Origin of the sequence: Streptomyces sp. NBC_00510, assembly GCA_036013505.1 — a bacterium.
GTDB lineage: Bacteria > Actinomycetota > Actinomycetes > Streptomycetales > Streptomycetaceae > Actinacidiphila.
This window is the reverse complement of the sequence record CP107851.1, coordinates 2,226,779-2,244,421: the sequence shown is the minus strand read 5'-3', so window position 1 is coordinate 2,244,421 and position 17,643 is coordinate 2,226,779. Positions and strand designations below refer to the sequence as shown.

Sequence of the window (17,643 nt, the reverse complement as noted above, 5' to 3'; positions counted from 1 at the left end):
GGCCTCTTGTCGAGTCCCAGCGGTCCGGAGTGAGGTGCGCAACGTTTCCTGCGGGAGACAGCCGCTTTTCAACAGGCCCCCGACGTGGGTTCCTTGACTGTGCGGACTTAGGGTGTCCGCCGACGGGTTCGCGTCACGACGAGCTCGAGGGGTCACAGGGGGAGGACACAGATGTCGCCTACCGTGAAAACGGGTCGCAGAAGACGCCGGACACTCCGCGTGGTGAGGCTGACGGCGCTGGCGGGCGCCGCGGCCATGGCATCGGCGCTGGTCGTCTCGGGCGTCGGCGTCGGCGCCGAGTCGGCGGCGGGGTCCGAATCCGCGCGGGGCCGTGGCGTGGTCGGGGCGGTCGCGCAGATGAAGGACGCCCGGGACACCGCCCGGCTGGCGACCGGGGAGCGTGTGGACCTGGTCGGCGGCAGGTATCTCGACATCGCGCAGCGAAACGGGCAAGGCGCGGGGCAGTACGCCATCACTTCGACGGACGGCTCCATCGGGGTCCGCCCGGTGAGCCGGAACCGGCCCGTCGCCGGGACGCGAATGCGCGTCGGTACGACGCCGTCACTCACGCCCGTGGCGGCGGTCCAGGCGACGACGACGTACTCGGTGAAGTTCTCCATCACCAACGCAGACGTTACGACCAAGTCGATCGCTCTGTGGAACCGTTCCAACTGGGCCGCGGTACCGGTGAACGACGACGGCTACGGCCCGGACGCCACCGCCAAGCTCGCGCCGGGCAGCTACTTCGCCGTCGCACTGCATGCCGACTACGGGCAGCCCAGTTACCTCCTCACCCGTGCGTTCACCGTGACGACCTCCGGTCTGACGGTGAAACTCGACCAGAAGCTGGCCAAGGAGACGGCCATCAGGACCGACGACACCACCGCCGCCCGTGCCGCGGCCGCGGTGTGGATCTCGGTCCCCGGCGGCAACCTGGCGGGCTTCGCGGGCGGCGGCATGGGCAAGGTCTACACCACGCCCTTCTCGGTCACCGGGGCGTCCCTGCGCATCCATGAGGTGCTGACCAAGAAGGGGTCCTCCGCCTCCGCTCCCAGTCCGTACCGGTACGACCTGCTGCACTCCTTCAACAAGACCGTGCCCTCTTCGCCGATCGCGTCAGTAAGCCAGGCGGGTCTCGCCAAGGCCACCACTCCGATCCGTGCCCAGGGCGTCGCCATACGGGGGCTCCTGGAAACCGTGCCGCAGACCGGCGAGTGGACCGGCGTCTTCATCGGCGACTGGGTGAAGACCGCGGCGACCACCACCGAATACGTCACCCCGGGCATCTCGTACTCGCGGCTGGTCGACTACGGCAGCGGCGAGCACCAACTTTCGCTGCCTGACCGCACCCTGGCCGGCGGCACCACCACGGCCGGGCCCACCGTCGGTGCGGCCCCCTTCGGTCCCGGCACATCAGGCAACCGCTCCACCCGCAGCTCCACGAAGATGAGCCTGACCGAGTCGGCGACCATGAGCGACGCGGCAGGCAACCCCGGCACCGACGGCCGCTCGAAGTCCTCCTACCAGCTCACCTCCGGCGGGCAGACCCTCGCGTCGGCCGACGGCCTGTCGCCGTATTCGGGGCTGTCCGCCACCGTCCCGAGCACCACCGCCGCGTACCAGCTGACACACACCGTCACGCGCAGGAACGGCTACTCTCGCCTGTCCACGCTGGTGCGCAACGAATGGACCTTCACCTCCACCGGAAGCAGCACCTCCCGCGCGCTGCCCCTGATCGACACCTCCTTCGCCGTACCTGCACTAAATGCCCGCAACGCGGCCGGCACCGCCCCCGTGACCGTGGACGTCACAGCCGCGACCCGCAACTCCGAGGCGGCGGCGACGGTCACCGCCCTGGAGTACTCCACGGACGACGGCACCACCTGGACCCAGCTCCCGCTCACCCCCACCGACACCGGCACCACCGCGACACTGGCCGTCCCGGCCACCGCGGCATACGTCTCGCTGCGCGCCACGGCCGTCAACGACGAAGGCGGCAGCGTCCGGCGCACCGTGATCCGTGCCTTCGGCGGACCGGGAATTCAGGGTGACGAGCAGGCCGGCACGACGAAGATCTCGAATCTGGTCGTCAACGGCGGGAAGCCGGTGGTTCTCACCACCGCCGAGTTCCAGGAGTTCAAGGCGACCTTCACCGCCACCGACCCCTCCGGCGTCGCCGAAGGCGACCTGTTCCTGTACCACGGCTCGTACGACGCACCCGACGGCGTCCTCTTCGGAACCTGGCCCGCCACCTGCACCGCGCAGTCCGCCACCACCTCGATCTGCGAGACGCACGTGGCCTACGTCTGGCCGCGTTCCACGCTGGGGCTCAACTCCCTCGCGGGCACCTGGAAGGTTGCCGCCTGGGCGTGGTCGAAGGACGGCACCAGCCACACCGACCTGCACGCCGCCAAGAGCGTCCTCGTGCAGCGCCACTCCAAGCTCACGGCGAACGCCTCTCCCGAGCCGATCGCCAAGGGCAGGACGCTCACGGTCACCGGGACCCTGACCCAGGCGAACTGGCAGTCGGACACGAAGGCCTACGCGGGCTACGGCAGCCAGCCGGTGAAGCTCCAGTTCCGCAAGAAGGGCACCACCACCTACAAGACGATCAAGACGGTCAAGTCGTCGTCCACCGGCGCCCTGAAGACCACCGTCACCGCCTCTACCGACGGCTACTGGCGCTTCAGCTTCGCCGGAACGACCACCACCCCGGCCGTCTCGGCGACCGGCGACTACGTCGACGTGCGGTAGCGAGCGGCACGACAAGAGCAGCGCCCCGACCGTCCGCGGTCGGGGCCCTGCGTGGCGACCGGACTCCGGTCGGCGCACATCGGCCTGCAGGGGCCGTGGGCTACCACCAGATGACGACGTATCCCGGACCGCCGGGCCCGCCGTCGTTCCCGAAGACCCCAGGGCCGCCGTTGCCGCCGATACCCGCAAACGCTGGTGCCGGTTGGATGACGCCGTCCACTGCCGGACGGCCCCCCAGGCCCGGAATGCTGGTCCCGCCGGCCCCGCCGATGTTGCCTTGACGGGTCGTGCCCTGGCCAGGACAGGAGGCGCCGCCGCCCAGGCCGCCGCCATTGCCCGAGGCGGCCAGGCCGCCCTCTGCGACCACGACGCCGCCGAGACCGTTGTTCACCGTGCTCGATGTGCCCGGCTGGCCGCTCGTGCTCGCGGGCCCGCCTGCTCCTCCTGCGCCGATGTCCACCGTGACCGGTGTGCCCGCCTGGACGGCGAGGACGCACCAGGCGAAGCCCCCGGCGCCGCCGCCCGATCCAGAGTTGATGTCACTTCCCGAACCGCCTGCGCCGGCACCCCATGCCTGGACGAAGACCGTCGTGACCCCGTCGGGCGGCTCGAATTGACCGTCGCCGGTGAAGTCCTCCAGGCCGTGAGCGGGCGCGACACCAGGCTCTCCGGGATCACCCTTCGGCCCCTGGTCTCCGGGATCGCCCTTCGGCCCAGCGGGACCCTGCTGTCCGGGGGGCCCGGCAGGGCCAGGGGGCCCAGGAGGGCCGGGAATCCCGGGGCGCACCGGGTGCCAGTGATACCCGGGGCGGCTGGGGCAATACCCAGGGAAGAACGGGAACAGCAAGCACGGGTCCGCGAGAGCGGTCTCAACGCCGGGCTTCACGGCGCCGGCCTGACCACCGTCGGCACTCTCCGCGTACGCGGCACCTGTAAGGGCGCTGGACGCCAGGGCCACGCACGCTGCCATCGTCCACAAACGCAGACCACCTCGACGCCGCCGTATGGGCGCCTGAGACACGGATACTTGAGACAACACGTCACCTCCGCAAGGGGGCCCGCAACGCGCGGCAGACGCCGCCCACCAGGAGAGAAGAGCTGTCGAGACAGCGGCGAGCCCACAGCAAGAATGACTCTACGTAGCACGAATCGCACATTTGGTAGCCGACCGGGTGATCGCCCGGCCTGGTGTCCCGGCCCGGCCGGGCCTGCCTGGCCAACCGGCGCCTGCGGCGGATGTGCCCGGACCGCGACAGCGAGCCCGCAGGAGCGGGCGAGTGAGCAGCATCGGGACCTCGGCCCTGGCCGTCCTCGGCATGGTCACCGGCCTGACGGTCGTCGGTGTGTCGTCGGCATCCGCGCCGGACGGACCAAGCCGTGGCGGCCGCCGTCGCATGACGGCTCCGAGCGAACGCCAGCCCCCACCCTTCCGGGGCGGGCGTTCTGACGTGCGCAAAGCGCCCGCCTCCACCGCTGGGACGGGCGCTTCGGGTGCGCCGGGCCCGTTTCACGCCGGGCCGATGGCCACCGCCGGCACGGGTGATCAACCCGTGCCGGCGCAGACCGCACTGTCATACAGCCTGCGCCTACGGAGACCGGACAGCCCGCCGGCGTGTGACAACGAGCCGTCAACGCAGGCGATCTGACGCCCTACGTCATCATCCGGGGCCCTGCGGCAACGTCCGGTCTGTTCGAATCCCAGGCGCCTCGGACCCGGTAGCGCCGGGGGTCGAAGCGGGTCCGTCCGCCGCACGTCAGCGCACCGTGTCCGGCAGGAGGCCCTCCTCGCGGAACTGCGTGCGGTACAGCTCCGCGTACCGGCCGTCGGCCGCCAGGAGTTCGGTGTGGGTGCCGCGCTCGACGATGCGGCCGTCCTCGACGACGAGGATGAGGTCGGCGGCGCGCACCGTGGAGAGGCGGTGGGCGATGACGACGGCGGTGCGGTCGGCGAGGGCCTCGGCGAGGGCTTCCTGGACGGCGGCCTCGGAGGTGCTGTCGAGGTGGGCCGTGGCCTCGTCGAGGATGACCACGCGCTGGCCGGCCAGGAGCAGCCGGGCGATGGTCATGCGCTGGCGTTCACCGCCGGAGAGGCGGTAGCCGCGTTCGCCGACGACGGTGTCGAGGCCGTCGGGGAGCTCGGTGACCAGCCGGTCGAGACGGGCGCGGCGCAGGACGTCGCGCAGGTCGTCGTCGGTGGCGTCGGGCCGGGCGAGCAGGAGGTTGGCGCGGATGGTGTCGTGGAAGAGGTGGCCGTCCTGGGTGACCATGCCGACCGTGGCGCGCAGGGAGGCGGCCGTCAGGTCGCGGACGTCGGTGCCGCCGACGCGGACGGCGCCCCCGTCGGCGTCGTAGAGGCGGGGCAGCAGCTGCGCGATGGTCGACTTCCCGGCGCCGGACGAGCCGACGAGCGCGACGGTGTGGCCGGGTTCGGCGCGGAAGGAGATCCCGTGGAGGACCTCGCCGCCGGCTCGGGTGTCCAGGACCGCGACCTCCTCCAGTGAGGCCAGCGACACCTTGTCGGCGGACGGGTAGCCGAAGCGGACGTCCTCGAACTCGACGGAGACCGGCCCGGAGGGCACCGGGCGGGCGTCGGGGCGGTCGGTGATGAGGGGCCGCAGGTCGAGGACCTCGAAGACCCGCTCGAAGCTGACCAGGGCGCTCATGATGTCGACGCGGGCGCCCGCGAGCGCGGTCAGGGGCGCGTAGAGGCGGGTGAGGAGGAGGGCGAGGGTGACCACGGAGCCGGCGTCGAGGGCGCCGGTGAGCGCGAAGTGGCCGCCCAGGCCGTAGACGAGCGCCAGCGCGAGGGCGGAGACGAGGGTGAGGGCCGTGATGAACGCCGACTGCGCCATGGCGGTCCGTACGCCGATGTCCCGTACCCGGCGGGCGCGTTCGGCGAAGCGGGCCGACTCGTCGGCGGGCCGGCCGAAGAGCTTCACCAGGGTGGCGCCGGGTGCCGAGAAGCGCTCGGTCATCTGGGTGCCCATGGCGGCGTTGTGGGCCGCGGCCTCGCGCTGGAGGCGGGCCATGCGGGTGCCCATGCGGCGCGCCGGGACGACGAAGACCGGGAGGAGGACGAGGGCGAGCAGGGTGATCTGCCAGGACAGGGTGAGCATGACGCCCAGGGTCAGCAGGAGGGTGACGAGGTTGCCGACGACGCCGGAGAGCGTGTTGCTGAACGCGCGCTGGGCGCCGATCACGTCGTTGTTGAGACGGCTGACCAGGGCGCCGGTGCGGGTCCGCGTGAAGAAGGCGACGGGCATGCGCTGGACGTGGTCGAAAACGGCGGTGCGCAGGTCGAGGATGAGGCCCTCGCCGAGGTTCGCGGACAGCCAGCGGTTCAGCAGCCCGAGGCCCGCCTCGGCCAGGGCGATCACGGCGATCAGCAAGGCCAGCGTGGTGACCCGCCGGGGGTCGCCGCCGGAGACGATGGCCTCGACGATCCAGCCGGCGAGGACCGGGGTCGCCACGGCGAGCAGCGCGGTCACGGTGCTCAGCAGGACGAACTGGGTGATGCGGCGCCGGTGGGGCCGGGCGAAGGCGCCGACGCGGCGCAGGGTGTCGCGGGCCAGGGGGCGTCGGTCCTGCGTGGCGTTCATGACGCTGTGCAGCTGGGTCCAGGCGGTGGTCTCCATGCTCATGGAAGGACCGTAGAACCTCGACCGGCCTTGAGGTCAAGGAATATCCGACGGCGGGCAGGGCGGCGGCGCGAGGCGGCGTCCCACGATACCGGCGGGAGATCGATATCCTCACGATCAGTTCGGCGGAGCACCTCTCCAGGGAGCAGTTCATGCCACATTCGGGAGAAACCGCGGACGGAATTCCCCGGCCGCAGCGGTTCGCGGACGTCGAAGGCTGGTTCTGGCCGGTGGACCAATTGCTCTTCGACTGGTTCCTGCGGCGGCAGAACGACCGGGAACGCCCAGGTGACCTGCTGGAACTCGGCGCCTACATGGGGAAGAGCGCCATCTTCATGGGCCGCTACCTCCGCGAGGGGGAGCGGTTCACGGTGTGCGACCTGTGGGATTCGCCGGCCGTGGACGATCCCAACAGCGCCGAGATGAACAAGGCGTACGGGACACTCACCCGGCGTGCTTTCGAGGCCAATTACCTGTCGTTCCACGACCGGCTCCCCATCATGGTGCAGGGCCCGACCTCGGTGATCACCTCGCACGTCGGCGCCCGCAGTTGCCGGTTCGTGCACGTCGACGCCTCGCATCTGTACGAGCACGTCTCCGGCGACATCGCGGCCGCGCGCGAGCTGCTCGTCCCCGAGGGCATCGCGGCCTTCGACGACTTCCGGAGCGAGCACTGCCCGGGTGTCGCCGCCGCCGTGTGGGCGGCGGTGGCGACGGTCGGGCTCAAGCCCGTCGTGGTCACGAGCACCAAGCTCTACGGCACCTGGGGGGATCCGGAGCAGGTCCGCGAGGAACTGCTGCGGTGGCTGAGGACGCGCCAGGACCTGTGGCACGCCGTGGACCAGGTGGCGGGAGTGCCCCTGATCCGCATCAGGGGCACGAAGGCGAAGTCCCCGGCTCTGCCGGTCTCCCGCCACGAGCCGCTCCACGGGTACCCGTCCCCGTTCGGGGAACGGGCCTCCGCCGCCCGCCGCCTGGCCAAGGACCTCGTCCCGCCGGTCCTGGCCCGCGCCCTGCGGTCGGCGTCCGGCCGGCGCCGGACGTCATGAGGCGCTGAGCACGGCCTCACCTCGCAGGAACCCCGCGACGGACGTCACGAAGCGGCCGGCGTCGTCGAGCCAGGGGAAGTGCCCGGCCCCGGGCTGGACGACGAGCCCGGCGTCCGGGAACAGCGCGGCGAACTCGGCGACCGTGGCCGGGGGCGCCCCGAGGTCGACCTGCCCGGCCAGCAGGAGGACCGGTGACGCCAGAGCGGCGAGCGCGGCACGGGTGCCGTCCGGGTCGAAGGCGCCCTCGGCGCCGAACGCGGACACGACCTCGTCGCGCATCTGCTCCCGTTCCGCCGCCTGGTGGGCCCGCGCCGGCTCGTCCCAGCGGCCGTAGGAGAACGGCGCGACGGCCTGCCACCGCTCGGCGGTGGCCTCGCCCGCCACGATCGCCTCCAGGGCCGCGAACGCCTCCGGGAACCACGGCTCGTCCCGGCGCAGCAGGGCCGTCTCGCGCCGGAGGCCGCCCGTGATGGGGAGGCCGACGGCCCGGACGCTCGGCGTGACGAGGACGAGGCTGCCGACCCGGTCCGGATGGCGGCCCGCGTACCGCGCGGCGAGGTTGGCCCCCGCACTGTGCGCGAGCACGTCCATCCGGTCGAGGCCGAGGTGCTCGCGCAGGGCCTCGACGTCGTCGACGAGCCGGTCGCAACGGCAGGAGGCGATGTCCCGCGGCATCCCGGACAGACCGGTGCCCCGGAGGTCCAGCCTGATCAGCTGCCGGTGCGCGGACAGGCCGCCGAGGTCACCGAGGTACACGGAGTCCTGCGGCCCGCCGGGCAGGCAGACCAGCGGGCGGCCCGAGCCGAGGACGTGGTAGGCGAGCTGGGTGCCGTCGTACGAGGGGAAAACGGGCATGGCGGAGATCCTTTTCTGCGGTGTTGAGAGAAGCGCGGTACCGGGGCGCCCGGAGGGTCAGTGCTGTGCCTGTCGCGCGCCGGGGTGGTCCCGGACCAGACGGCTGGCGAAGAAGCGCTGTTCGCTCTCCACCTCGGACGTCGGCAGTTCCATGTGCCGGCCCGGGTTGGCGCGGAGCGTCTTGTCGCGGGAGGCGAAGGCGTCGAAGAGGGCGAGCGACGACGACCGCGGGACCAGCTCGTCGTCCCACTGCAGGAGGAAGCGGACCGGGACGGTGATCCGGGCCGCCGTCTCGGTCAGGGACTCGTGACCGAGCAGCCCGAACACGGCGGCGGTGATCCGGGGTTCGGCGGCCACCAGCGGTACGCCGACGGCGGTGCCCAGCGACACGCCCCAGAACCCGACGGGGACGTCCGGGCCGACACGGCCGTCGGCCTGCAGGGCGTCCAGGGTGGTGCGCCACTCCGGGACGGCGCGGGTGGCCAGTGCCGCGTTGTGGGCCGCGATGAGCGGGGCGACGGGTCCGCCCGAGGCCATCGCCTCCCTGATGCGTACCGCGGCGGCCTCGTCGTCGGCGGTCCGCGGGCGGTCGCCGTGCCCGGGCGCGTCGATGGCGGCGACCGCGAAGCCTCCGGTCGTCACATGGTGGTGGGCGCGGGCCAGGAGGCCCGGGGCCTTCTTGTCCCTGCCGCCGCCGTGGGCCAGCAAGATCAGCGGGCGGTCGCCGTCCGCGTCGGCGGGGGACCAGAGCACGCCGGTGATGTCGCCGAGGACGAAGAGGTGTTCCGAGACGCCGTTCGCGGTCGTCTCCGAGAGGAAGCGCATGGCTCGATGCCTTTCGGGATGCCTTCGGGCACTCCCGGGGACACCTGCGTCAGAGGGTCCGCGCAGCCGTGCGGGAGGGGAGTACCCGGCCTGTTACAGCGTTGATGGGTCTCACCTCCTCGGTCGTCACTGCACGGTGACGCTATCAGGTCCCGTGATCGTGGGGCAGCCGGTTTTCCCGGCCGCTTCCCGGCCCCTTTCCGACGGTCCCGTCACCCCCCGGCGGTACGGGGGGCGACGGGAAAGGGCCCTAAGGCTGCGGGGAGCTGAACGCGGTCAGGAAGCGGTCGCGGAAGGCGTCCATCCGCCAGACGGGCGCGTCGTGTTCGGGCTGCAGCCCGTCGCTCCAGCCCCAGTCGGAGACCTGGTCCAGCACCTTGGGGTCGTGGGCGACGATCGCGACCGGAACGTCCCGGCTGGCGTCGAGGCCGACGACCGTCGACACCGGCTGGTGGTCGCCGAGGAAGACCAGCACGGTGTTCTCGTTGCCGTACTTCGTCACGAAGTCGATGAGGTTGGTCAGCGAGTACTGGATGGCCTTGCCGTACTCCTGCCGCACCTGCCGGGGGTCCTTCCAGACCTCCTTGCGGTCCTTGCCCTCCTTCACGATGGTGTCGTAGACCGAGCCGTCGCCGACCTGGTCCCAGCCGATCGTGCGGGGGAGCGGTGCCCACGGGTTGTGGCTGGAGGTCAGGATGACCTCCGACATCATCGGCTGGTTCGACGCCTTCCCGTGCTCCAGGCGCTCGAACGCCGACAGGGTGTACTGGTCGGGCACCGGCGACCAGCCGAACTTGGGCCCCTGGTAGCCCATGGTGCGTGAGTCGTGGACGTGGTCCAGGCCGAAGAACTTGCTCTCCGGCCAGGCCCGCGTGACGCCGGGCATCATGCCGACCGTCCGGAAGTCGCCGGTGCGCTTGAAGGCACTCGTCAGGGTCATCCGGTCGCTGGAGCTGACGTAGCGGTAGCGCTGCTGGTCCGGGACCCACAGCCCGGACAGGAAGGTGGTGTGGGCGAGCCAGCTGCCCCCGCCGGTGACGGGCGAGGTCAGCCAGCCGCTGCGGGCGGAGAAGCCCGCGTCGGCGAGCTGCCGGGTGCCCTTGCCGAGCACCGCGTCGACGTCCGGCGCCATCGCCGGGTTCTCGACCGCGTCGCGGCCGTAGCTCTCGATGAACGTGAAGATGACGTCCTTGCCCCGCAGTCCGGACAGCAACTGGTCCGACGGCACCTTCGCGAAGCGGTCGTCGGCCACCTCCTTGGCGAACACCTTCTGGTCGGCCAGTCCCTGCTGCACCATGGCCACCTGGCCCCGGAGCCGCTGGCCGGCGTCCTTGGCGGCCACGCTCAGCCCGGAGACCTGGAGGCCGAGCGTCGCGCACGTCATCCAGACCACGCCGGCCACCAGGGTGCTGCGGCGCGCCACCGAGGAGTGCCGCACCATCAGCTTGGAGAGCCGCACGATCGCCAGCGGCATCAGCACGACCAGCGCGAGGACGGCGAGCAGGGCTCCGGCCAGGGTGCCGTACGCGGTCGTCGCCCCGGCCGTGTCCTTGAGGAACGACAGCCCGTCGGCGAACAGGGACCAGTCGAACAGCAGGTAGAACGGCCGTCGCAGCGTCTGGTAGAAGCCCATGTCCACGCAGTTGAGGACGACCAGCAGGGCGAGGAGGACACCGCTGAGGACCGCCACCACGCGCCGGGGCCTGGGCGGCAGCACGAGCAGCAGGGCGGCCAGCAGGATCGGCTCCGCCGGGACGCGGAGGAAGCGGGAGGCGGTCAGCTCGGGGAGCTGGTCGGGCATCAGGAAGGCGAAGAGCACCAGGGCGGCGGCGAGGACCGTGAGGCTCCACGACACGGCGCGGGTGACGTCCGGATGCCGCTCCCGCCACCGGGCGAGGGCGCTGCCCGTGGCAGGAGCCGGTTCGCCGGAGTCCTCCTCATGGGCCTTCCCGTCGTCCGTCCCGCCGGCGTCGGCGGGGGCTGCCTGGGTGGCCGCCTCCGCTTCGGGCCCGGGCTCGGGCTTGGCTTCGGGCTCGGGTGCCTCCGTGGCCGCCTCCTCCTCCGGCGCGTCGCCCGGGGGTGGTTGCTCCGTCGTGTCCGCCTGGTCCGTTACCGGTCGCTGATGAGCGCTGGAGAGCGACAACCCGAAGTTCCTTCCAAAAGCGAGCCACACAGATGGGGGCGACCCCCGCGGGAGGAGCTTGGGCCACCGACAAGTCTGTACGGCTCGCCCCACGCCCCGGTTCACCCATCTCCCGTACGCCGGGGAAAAGGGACCATTGCATGGGGATCTCTTTACGGAAGTGGGAGGGTTTCCGCCAGGGCGTCCTCGCGGGGCACGCACCGCATCGGCATCGCGGTGGGGTGGACGACCGCGCCGCGGGCGAGTTCGCGCACGTGCGGGCCGGCGTCCGCCGGGCGCAGGCGCCACCGGGCGGCGACGGTGGCGACCTGGATGACGGCCTGCGTGAGGGCGAAGACGTTGCCCGGGCACTGGCGGCCGCCCGCGCCGAAGGGGATGGACGCGGCCCTGGGCAGGCGCGCGGCGCGTTCGGGCAGCCAGCGGTCGGGGTCGAAGGAGAGGGGGTCGGGGTGGAGTTCCGGCAGGTGGTGCAGGACGTACGGGCTGAACAGCACCGTCGCGCCCGCCGGGACGCCGACGTCGCCGAGGAGCACCTCCTCCGGGGAGAGCCGCAGGATGATCCACGGCGCGTACCGGCGCAGGGCCTCCTGGACGACGCGCCGGGTGTGGGGGAGGCGGGGCAGGTCCTCGAAGACGGCCGGGCGCCCGCCGAGGACCCGGTCCGTCTCCTCGTGGAGCCGGTGCTCCACCGCGGGCTCGCGGGCGAGTTCGTGGAAGACCCAGGCCAGGGTGGCGCCGGTGGTCTCGGTGCCCGCGACGAGCATGTTGACCAGCTGGTCGTGGACCTGGTCGTCGGTCAGCCGCTCCCCGGTCCCCTCGTCCGCGGTGAGCAGCAGGACGGAGAGCAGGTCGCCGTGGTCGGTGCCGTCGGCGCGGGCGGCCTCCACCACGTGCCGGGTCGCGGAGCGCAGACGCCGTACGGCCCGGTCGAAGCGCCGGTTGGCGGGGGTGGGCAGCCGCAGCAGGGCGTCGGGGAGCATGGAGCGGCGGGGGATCTCGTCCAGGACGACGGGCAGGGAGCGCTGCACCTCGGTGACGGCGTCCGCGCCGAGGTCCGAGGAGAACAGCGCCCTGGCCACGGTGGTGAGGGCGAGCGCGTTCATCTCCTCGTCCACGCGCAGGATCCCGCCGGGCCGCCAAGCGGCGGTGCGCTCGTCGGCGACGGCGGTCATGGTGGCCGCGTAACGGGCGATGCGGGCCCGGTGGAAGGCGGGCTGCATCAGCCGGCGCAGCCTGCGGTGCTCGGCACCGTCGGCGGTGCCGACGCCGGAGCCGAGCAGGGGGCGCACCTTCTCGATGAGCACGCCCTGGTCGAACCGGCCCGCTTCGCCGACCAGCACGGCGCGGACCAGTTCGGCGTCGTTGACGACGTACGCGGGCAGGCCGCCCAGGCGGATGCGGACCACCGGGCCGACGGCGGGGAGCGAGCCGAGGAACTCCAGGGGCCGGCGCAGCAGTGCCGGGCCGTGGCCGAGCAGGGGCAGCGCGCCGGGGGCCTCGGGAGCCCGCCGGACGGCGGAGGGCGCGCCGGCGGTCGCGGTGCTGGGGAGGGGGGTCACGGCGTCCCGTCTTCCGTCGGGCCGGCGGTCGCCGCCGCCGGCGGGGCCAGAGGAGTGAGAGGGGTGAGATGGGTGAGCGGGGCGAGGTGGGCGCGGTACCAGGGTGCGGCGGCGGCGAAGCGGGTGGCGAAGGCTCCCGGGGTGTGTCCGGTGCGCCGCCAGACGCGGCCGCTGTCGTAGTGGTGGTCCTGGCCGAACAGTGCCAGGTGGCGCAGGTCGCGGGGCCGCCCGGCGAGGAGTTCGCGGGCCTCGTCGTACGTGAGGTCGGCCGCCGGGGCGGGCACGCCGAGGTGTTCGGTGAGCGCCGCGGTCAGGTCGCGCACGGCGACCGGCTCCGGGTGGCCGACGTGATGGACGGCCCCGCCCGGCACCGGACCCCAGTCGGCCACGGCCAGCGCGGCGATCGCGGCCGCCAGGTCCTCGACGGCGACCAGGGAGAGCAGGGCCCGGCCCCCGTCGACGGAGACCGGGAGGGCGGTGAGGGTGCGCACGAGCCGGGGGACCAGCCATCGGTCGCCCGGCCCGTACACGAACATCGGCCGCAGCACGACGCCTCCGGCGGCCCGGACCGCGCGCTCTCCGGCGAGCCGCGAGCGGCTGACGGCGGAGACCGGCGCGGGGACGAGGTCGCCCTCGACGGCGCCGCGGTGCGGGCCGTCGCCGTAGACGGCGGCGGTGCTGAGGTGGACGATCCGCCGCACCCCCGCACGCCGCGCCTCGGCGACCAGGGCGGCGGTGCCCCGGTCGTTGACGAGGCCGCAGGCCCGGGGATCGTCCTCGTCCACGGTGCAGGCCAGGTGGAGCAGGGTGTCCACGCCGTCGCAGACGCCGCGCAGGGTGCCGCGGCGGGCGAGGTCGGCGTGGACGAGGCGGGCCGCGGGGTCGGCGACGGGTGGACGACGGTGCGTCAGCAGCCGCAACTCCACACGCTGGTCACGGAGCAGGCGGTGGACGGCACGGCCGGTGAACCCGGCGGCGCCGGTGAGCAGGACGGTCGTCATCGGGGACCTCCGGGGGCGGACGGGAAGCCGACGACGAAGGCGATCGCCGCGGGTACGGGCCGGGCGCCGGTGCGGTGGCGCGGGAAGCCCGGCGCTGCCGAGTGCGGGAGGGTCGGCGAGGCGCAGGGCAACCCCGTCCGGTGGTTGCGGAGTTGCCGGTTGCCAACGGTCGTCATCGGGGGCCTCCGGGCGCGGCCGACTGGATCAGCAGCGCCGAGGTGAGCAGGGCGGACAGGAAGCCGACGACGAAGGCCATCGCCGCGGGCACCGGCCAGATCGCGGTGCGGTGGCGCAGGAAGCGCAGCGCCGCCATGACCGGCAGGGCCAGGAGGGCGCAGGGGAGCAGCGCCCGGGCGTCGCGCAGCAGGGCCGCCGCCAGCACGGCGGCGAGCACAGCCCAGCCCAGCGCCGCCAGGGCGCTGGGCACCGGGCCGATGACGCCCGAGTACGTCCGGGAGCCGGGCTCGGACCGCCAGCGGGTCTTGCGGGCGAACTCGAAGTGCAGGAAGACGCAGGCGGGGACGAGCAGCAGCGGTAGCGCCTGCCAACGGGCCGGCACGGGCGTGGAGTCGGTCAGGGAGACGTAGACGTACACGCTGAGCAGCAGTTGCACCGGGTGCGTGACGGCGAGGTTGAGCAGGACGCCGTCCCGGAGCCGGGGGGACCACCGCTCCAGCACCACCAGCAGCCAGGAGTACGCGAGGCAGGCGGCGAGCGGGAGCAGCGACACCGGTGACAGTGCCGCGTTCGGCGTGACGAGGAGCACCGCCACGACGCCCATCGCGCACCGCAGTTGGGCGACGGTGACCGTGCCCCGCACCAGGGGGCGGTCCGGGTTGTGCTCCCGGTCGTAGTCGAGGTCCTTCTGCTCGTCGACCACCCGCAGCCAGAAGAGCACCAGGACGGCCGAGGCGCAGCGCACCGCCGTGCCGGCGCCGGGGTGCCAGGGCGTGCGGGTCGCCGCCGCGGCGGCGGCCTCCAGCGACAGCACCCACAGCGTGGCGTAGGGGACGTACACGTACGGGGTGAAGACCTGGACGGTGAAACGGAAGAGTGCGGTGGCCGTCCTCATCGGCCCGCCTTCCGGTCCGGCGGGGGCGCGAGGATCTTGACGCGCCCGGTGGAGCCGTCCATCTCGATGAGCGCGCCGTCGGGGATGGCGGTGGTGGCACCGGAGACGGCGACGACCGTGGGGATGGCGAACTTGCGGCCGGTGATGGCGGTGTGCGAGAGCAGGGTGCCGCGTTCCACGACCAGCCCGCGCGCGCCCAGCATGAGGAAGAGCCAGCCGGGGTCGGTCTCCCGGGCCACCAGGATCATGTCCGGGCACGGTTCGACGGGCCGCAACGGGTCGAGGACGACGCGGGCGGTGCCGCGGACGACCCCGCCGCTGGAGCCCAGTCCCGACAGTTCCCCGTCGCCGTGCCCGCCGGAGGCGGTCGTCGTCGCCGGGCCGCCGGGGAGCCGGTCGCGGACCGGGCCCAGGGTGGTGAAGCCCGGCGGGAGGTCCGGCCCGGGCGCCTCGTACTCGGCGCGGCGGACGTCGGCGAGCGCCTGGAGGTCGCCGCTGACCCCGCTGCCGTCGTACCAGCCGAACAGTTCGTCCTGGGTGAGGTGGACGACGTCGCCGGGGTCGCGCAGCAGCCCGCGCGCGTGCAGGTCCTCGCCCAGCGAGGCGAAGACCGCCTTGCTGTAGCCGAAGAGCTCGCTGCGGAAGTAACGGGAGTTCTCCCGGTGGGTGATGGCCCGGCGCAGGGCGGCCAGCAGGGCGCGTACCAGCCGCAGCCGGGGCGATCGGGCGCCGAGCGCGGCGGCCAGCCGTTGCTCGGCCGCGGCGCGCACCCGCAGTTCGGCCGTACGCAGGGCGGGCCCGTCGAGGCCGCCGGCGGCGTGCTCCCCGGCCATCCGCAGCAGCGTCCAGGGGGTGCTGCGGAGGTTGGGCTGCTCCATCTTCAGTTCGTGCAGGCCGCGGTCGCCGTAGCGGTCGAGGTGCTCCAGTGCGGCCGCCCGTGTTTCCTGCCCGTACGCGCCGTCCCGTACGGCCCGCCAGAGCTCCGGGCCCGGCTCCGGGCCGGAGCGCAGGGCGGCGGACAGCCGCGGGTCCCGGCGTACGGCTTCGGCCAGCCGCAGCAGCGACATCACCGCCTCGCTGCTGCGGTTGGACTCGTCGCCGCAGAGCAGGTCGCTGAGGAGGCCGGGGCCCTCGTGCGGCGCCCAGCGCGCGAGCAGCCGGCCGGTGATGCCGGCGGCGGTGCCGAGCACGGAGTCGTTGAGGAGGGTGACGCCCCAGTGGTTGCCGGCCTGCCGCCACACCTCGCGGTGGTCCTGGATGCGGGCCAGCGGGTCGACGGCGGACCAGTCGGCGCCCCGGCGATCGGCGATCAGCGCCTCCCACCAGCTCTCGAAGGCCGTCATGGACCGGTGGTGACCGGCGATCAGCCGGACGACCCGGGCCACCGGACGGACCAGCCGCACGGGGGAGGGGGCGGGCGCCGCGGCGGGGCCGCTGCCCTCGGCCAGGCCCATCATCGACTCCCACGAGGCGCGGAACCACGGGAAGACGGCGAGCCGGCCGTGCAGCCGGTACCAGGACTCCAGGTCGTAGTGGATCCGGTTGCGGTGCAGGCCGATCATGCGCTCCAGGTACGGCTCGTCGTCGTGGAGGGTCCGGGCCGGCACGCCCAGCCTGCGGTACAGGTCGTGGAAGATCGCGCGGTAGAACCGCTGCGCGAAGGAGTAGGTCAGCGCGGTGGTGGGTCCTGGGAAGCTCTCGGTGACGTTGGCGCTGCTCCACAGCCGGCGAAGCCGCAGGTCGACCGCGACCGGGCGGGACTGGACGAGGTGCACCCGTCCGTCGGCGGTGACGGCGCCCTCGACGTCCTGCGGCCGCCCGCCGAAGAGCTTCTGCACGGTACGGCCGAGGGCCGCCAGTTCCCGTACGAGCGGGTCGTCGAGGACGGGCGCGTCGCGCAGTTCCGGCGGCACGGCCTGCGGCACCGGGCCGGCGTCGGGGCGCCGCGGGTCGGGGACGAGGCGTTCGGGCTTGGTGGCGACCACGCGCTCCAGCCGCTGCTCCGGGCCGCGCAGGAAGTAGTGGTCGACGCCGACCTTCTCCTGCACCACGCCTTCGCCCAGGCCCAGGCCCGCGGCGATCAGGGTGTCGGCGGCGCCCGTCCCCGGATCGCAGGTGAACATCACGAAGGAGCGTTCCGCGGGCACCATCCGCTGGACGCCGACGGCGACCGCGATGCCGTCGGGGCCGCCGGAGTCCACCGGCAGGCCGCGGGCGTGCCGGTAGAGCAGGGCCTCCGCGTTGTGCCCGGAGGCCCAGCAGGCCCGGACCCGGTCGACGACCGCGGCGCGGCGCACCTGCAGGAAGCTGTCGCTGAGCCCCGCGAAGGGGTCCTCGGCGGAGTCCTCCCCGTGGACGCCCACGGTGCAGGCCCGTACGGCGGCCGGCGCGCCGGGACCGATCACCTCGTCGAAGGCGGCGAGCAGCCGCCGTTCGGCCTCCGGCGGCAGGGGCGCGCCGGCGTACAGCTCGCGGATGCCGGCGGCCGCGGCCCGGACGGAGCCGGGGTCGGCGAAGTCCGCCGACCGCAGCAGGGCGTCGATGCGCGGGCGCAGCGGCCGGGTGAGGGCGTGGTGCCAGTCCGTGGGCAGGACGAAGAAGGCGGGTACGGTCAGTCCGGCCTCGCGCATCCTGGCGAGCCGCGCGAACTTGTGCCCGGAGTCGTCCGGGGTCATCCGCCTCCCGTCGAGCAGCGGGGCGAGGGCGGAGGGGCGCCGGCGGGCGCGGTGGCCCCTGTCGTCGGTCAC

Annotated in this window: 11 protein-coding genes; 2 read left to right on the top strand and 9 right to left on the bottom strand. The window is 73.3% G+C overall.

Features of this window, described 5'->3' with window-relative positions:
• Positions 1-222: 222 nt before the first annotated feature.
• Positions 223-2,754: a hypothetical protein gene (locus OG937_09980; protein ID WUD72002.1), complete on the top strand. Its 2,532-nt coding sequence runs from the start codon at positions 223-225 to the stop codon at positions 2,752-2,754.
• A gap of 100 nt (positions 2,755-2,854) precedes the next feature.
• On the opposite strand, the gene OG937_09975 is transcribed toward OG937_09980, so the two are convergent.
• Positions 2,855-3,214, bottom strand: a complete 360-nt coding sequence (locus OG937_09975; GenBank protein ID WUD72001.1) for a hypothetical protein — start codon at positions 3,212-3,214, stop codon at positions 2,855-2,857.
• 1,294 nt (positions 3,215-4,508) lie between these two features.
• Positions 4,509-6,395 (bottom strand): ABC transporter ATP-binding protein/permease, encoded by a 1,887-nt coding sequence (locus OG937_09970; GenBank protein ID WUD72000.1) that lies wholly within the window; start codon positions 6,393-6,395, stop codon positions 4,509-4,511.
• A gap of 149 nt (positions 6,396-6,544) precedes the next feature.
• Here OG937_09970 and OG937_09965 point away from each other — a divergent pair, with 149 nt between their 5' ends.
• Positions 6,545-7,441: a class I SAM-dependent methyltransferase gene (locus tag OG937_09965; GenBank protein ID WUD71999.1), complete on the top strand. Its 897-nt coding sequence runs from the start codon at positions 6,545-6,547 to the stop codon at positions 7,439-7,441.
• On the opposite strand, the gene OG937_09960 is transcribed toward OG937_09965, so the two are convergent.
• The 7 genes from OG937_09960 to OG937_09930 form a co-directional block, all read right to left on the bottom strand.
• Positions 7,436-8,296, bottom strand: coding sequence for an alpha/beta hydrolase (locus OG937_09960; protein ID WUD71998.1), 861 nt, complete (start codon positions 8,294-8,296; stop codon positions 7,436-7,438). The two genes, OG937_09965 and OG937_09960, sit on opposite strands and share 6 nt — an antisense overlap.
• Before the next feature lie 57 nt (positions 8,297-8,353).
• Positions 8,354-9,121, bottom strand: coding sequence for a lysophospholipase (locus tag OG937_09955; protein WUD71997.1), 768 nt, complete (start codon positions 9,119-9,121; stop codon positions 8,354-8,356).
• Positions 9,122-9,371: 250 nt separating this feature from the next.
• Positions 9,372-11,264 (bottom strand): sulfatase, encoded by a 1,893-nt coding sequence (locus OG937_09950; protein WUD71996.1) that lies wholly within the window; start codon positions 11,262-11,264, stop codon positions 9,372-9,374.
• A 152-nt stretch (positions 11,265-11,416) separates the two neighbouring features.
• The gene (locus tag OG937_09945) at positions 11,417-12,823 is read right to left on the bottom strand and encodes a cytochrome P450 (protein WUD71995.1); all 1,407 of its coding nucleotides are present in this window, start codon (positions 12,821-12,823) and stop codon (positions 11,417-11,419) included.
• Entirely contained in the window at positions 12,820-13,824 is a 1,005-nt protein-coding gene (locus OG937_09940; GenBank protein WUD71994.1) for an NAD-dependent epimerase/dehydratase family protein, read from the bottom strand. The genes OG937_09945 and OG937_09940 overlap by 4 nt, the downstream gene beginning before the upstream one ends.
• 172 nt (positions 13,825-13,996) lie before the next feature.
• Positions 13,997-14,896 (bottom strand): hypothetical protein, encoded by a 900-nt coding sequence (locus OG937_09935; GenBank protein ID WUD71993.1) that lies wholly within the window; start codon positions 14,894-14,896, stop codon positions 13,997-13,999.
• Positions 14,893-17,643 (bottom strand): PEP-utilizing enzyme, encoded by a 2,751-nt coding sequence (locus OG937_09930; GenBank protein ID WUD71992.1) that lies wholly within the window; start codon positions 17,641-17,643, stop codon positions 14,893-14,895. Before OG937_09930 ends, OG937_09935 begins: the two co-directional genes overlap by 4 nt.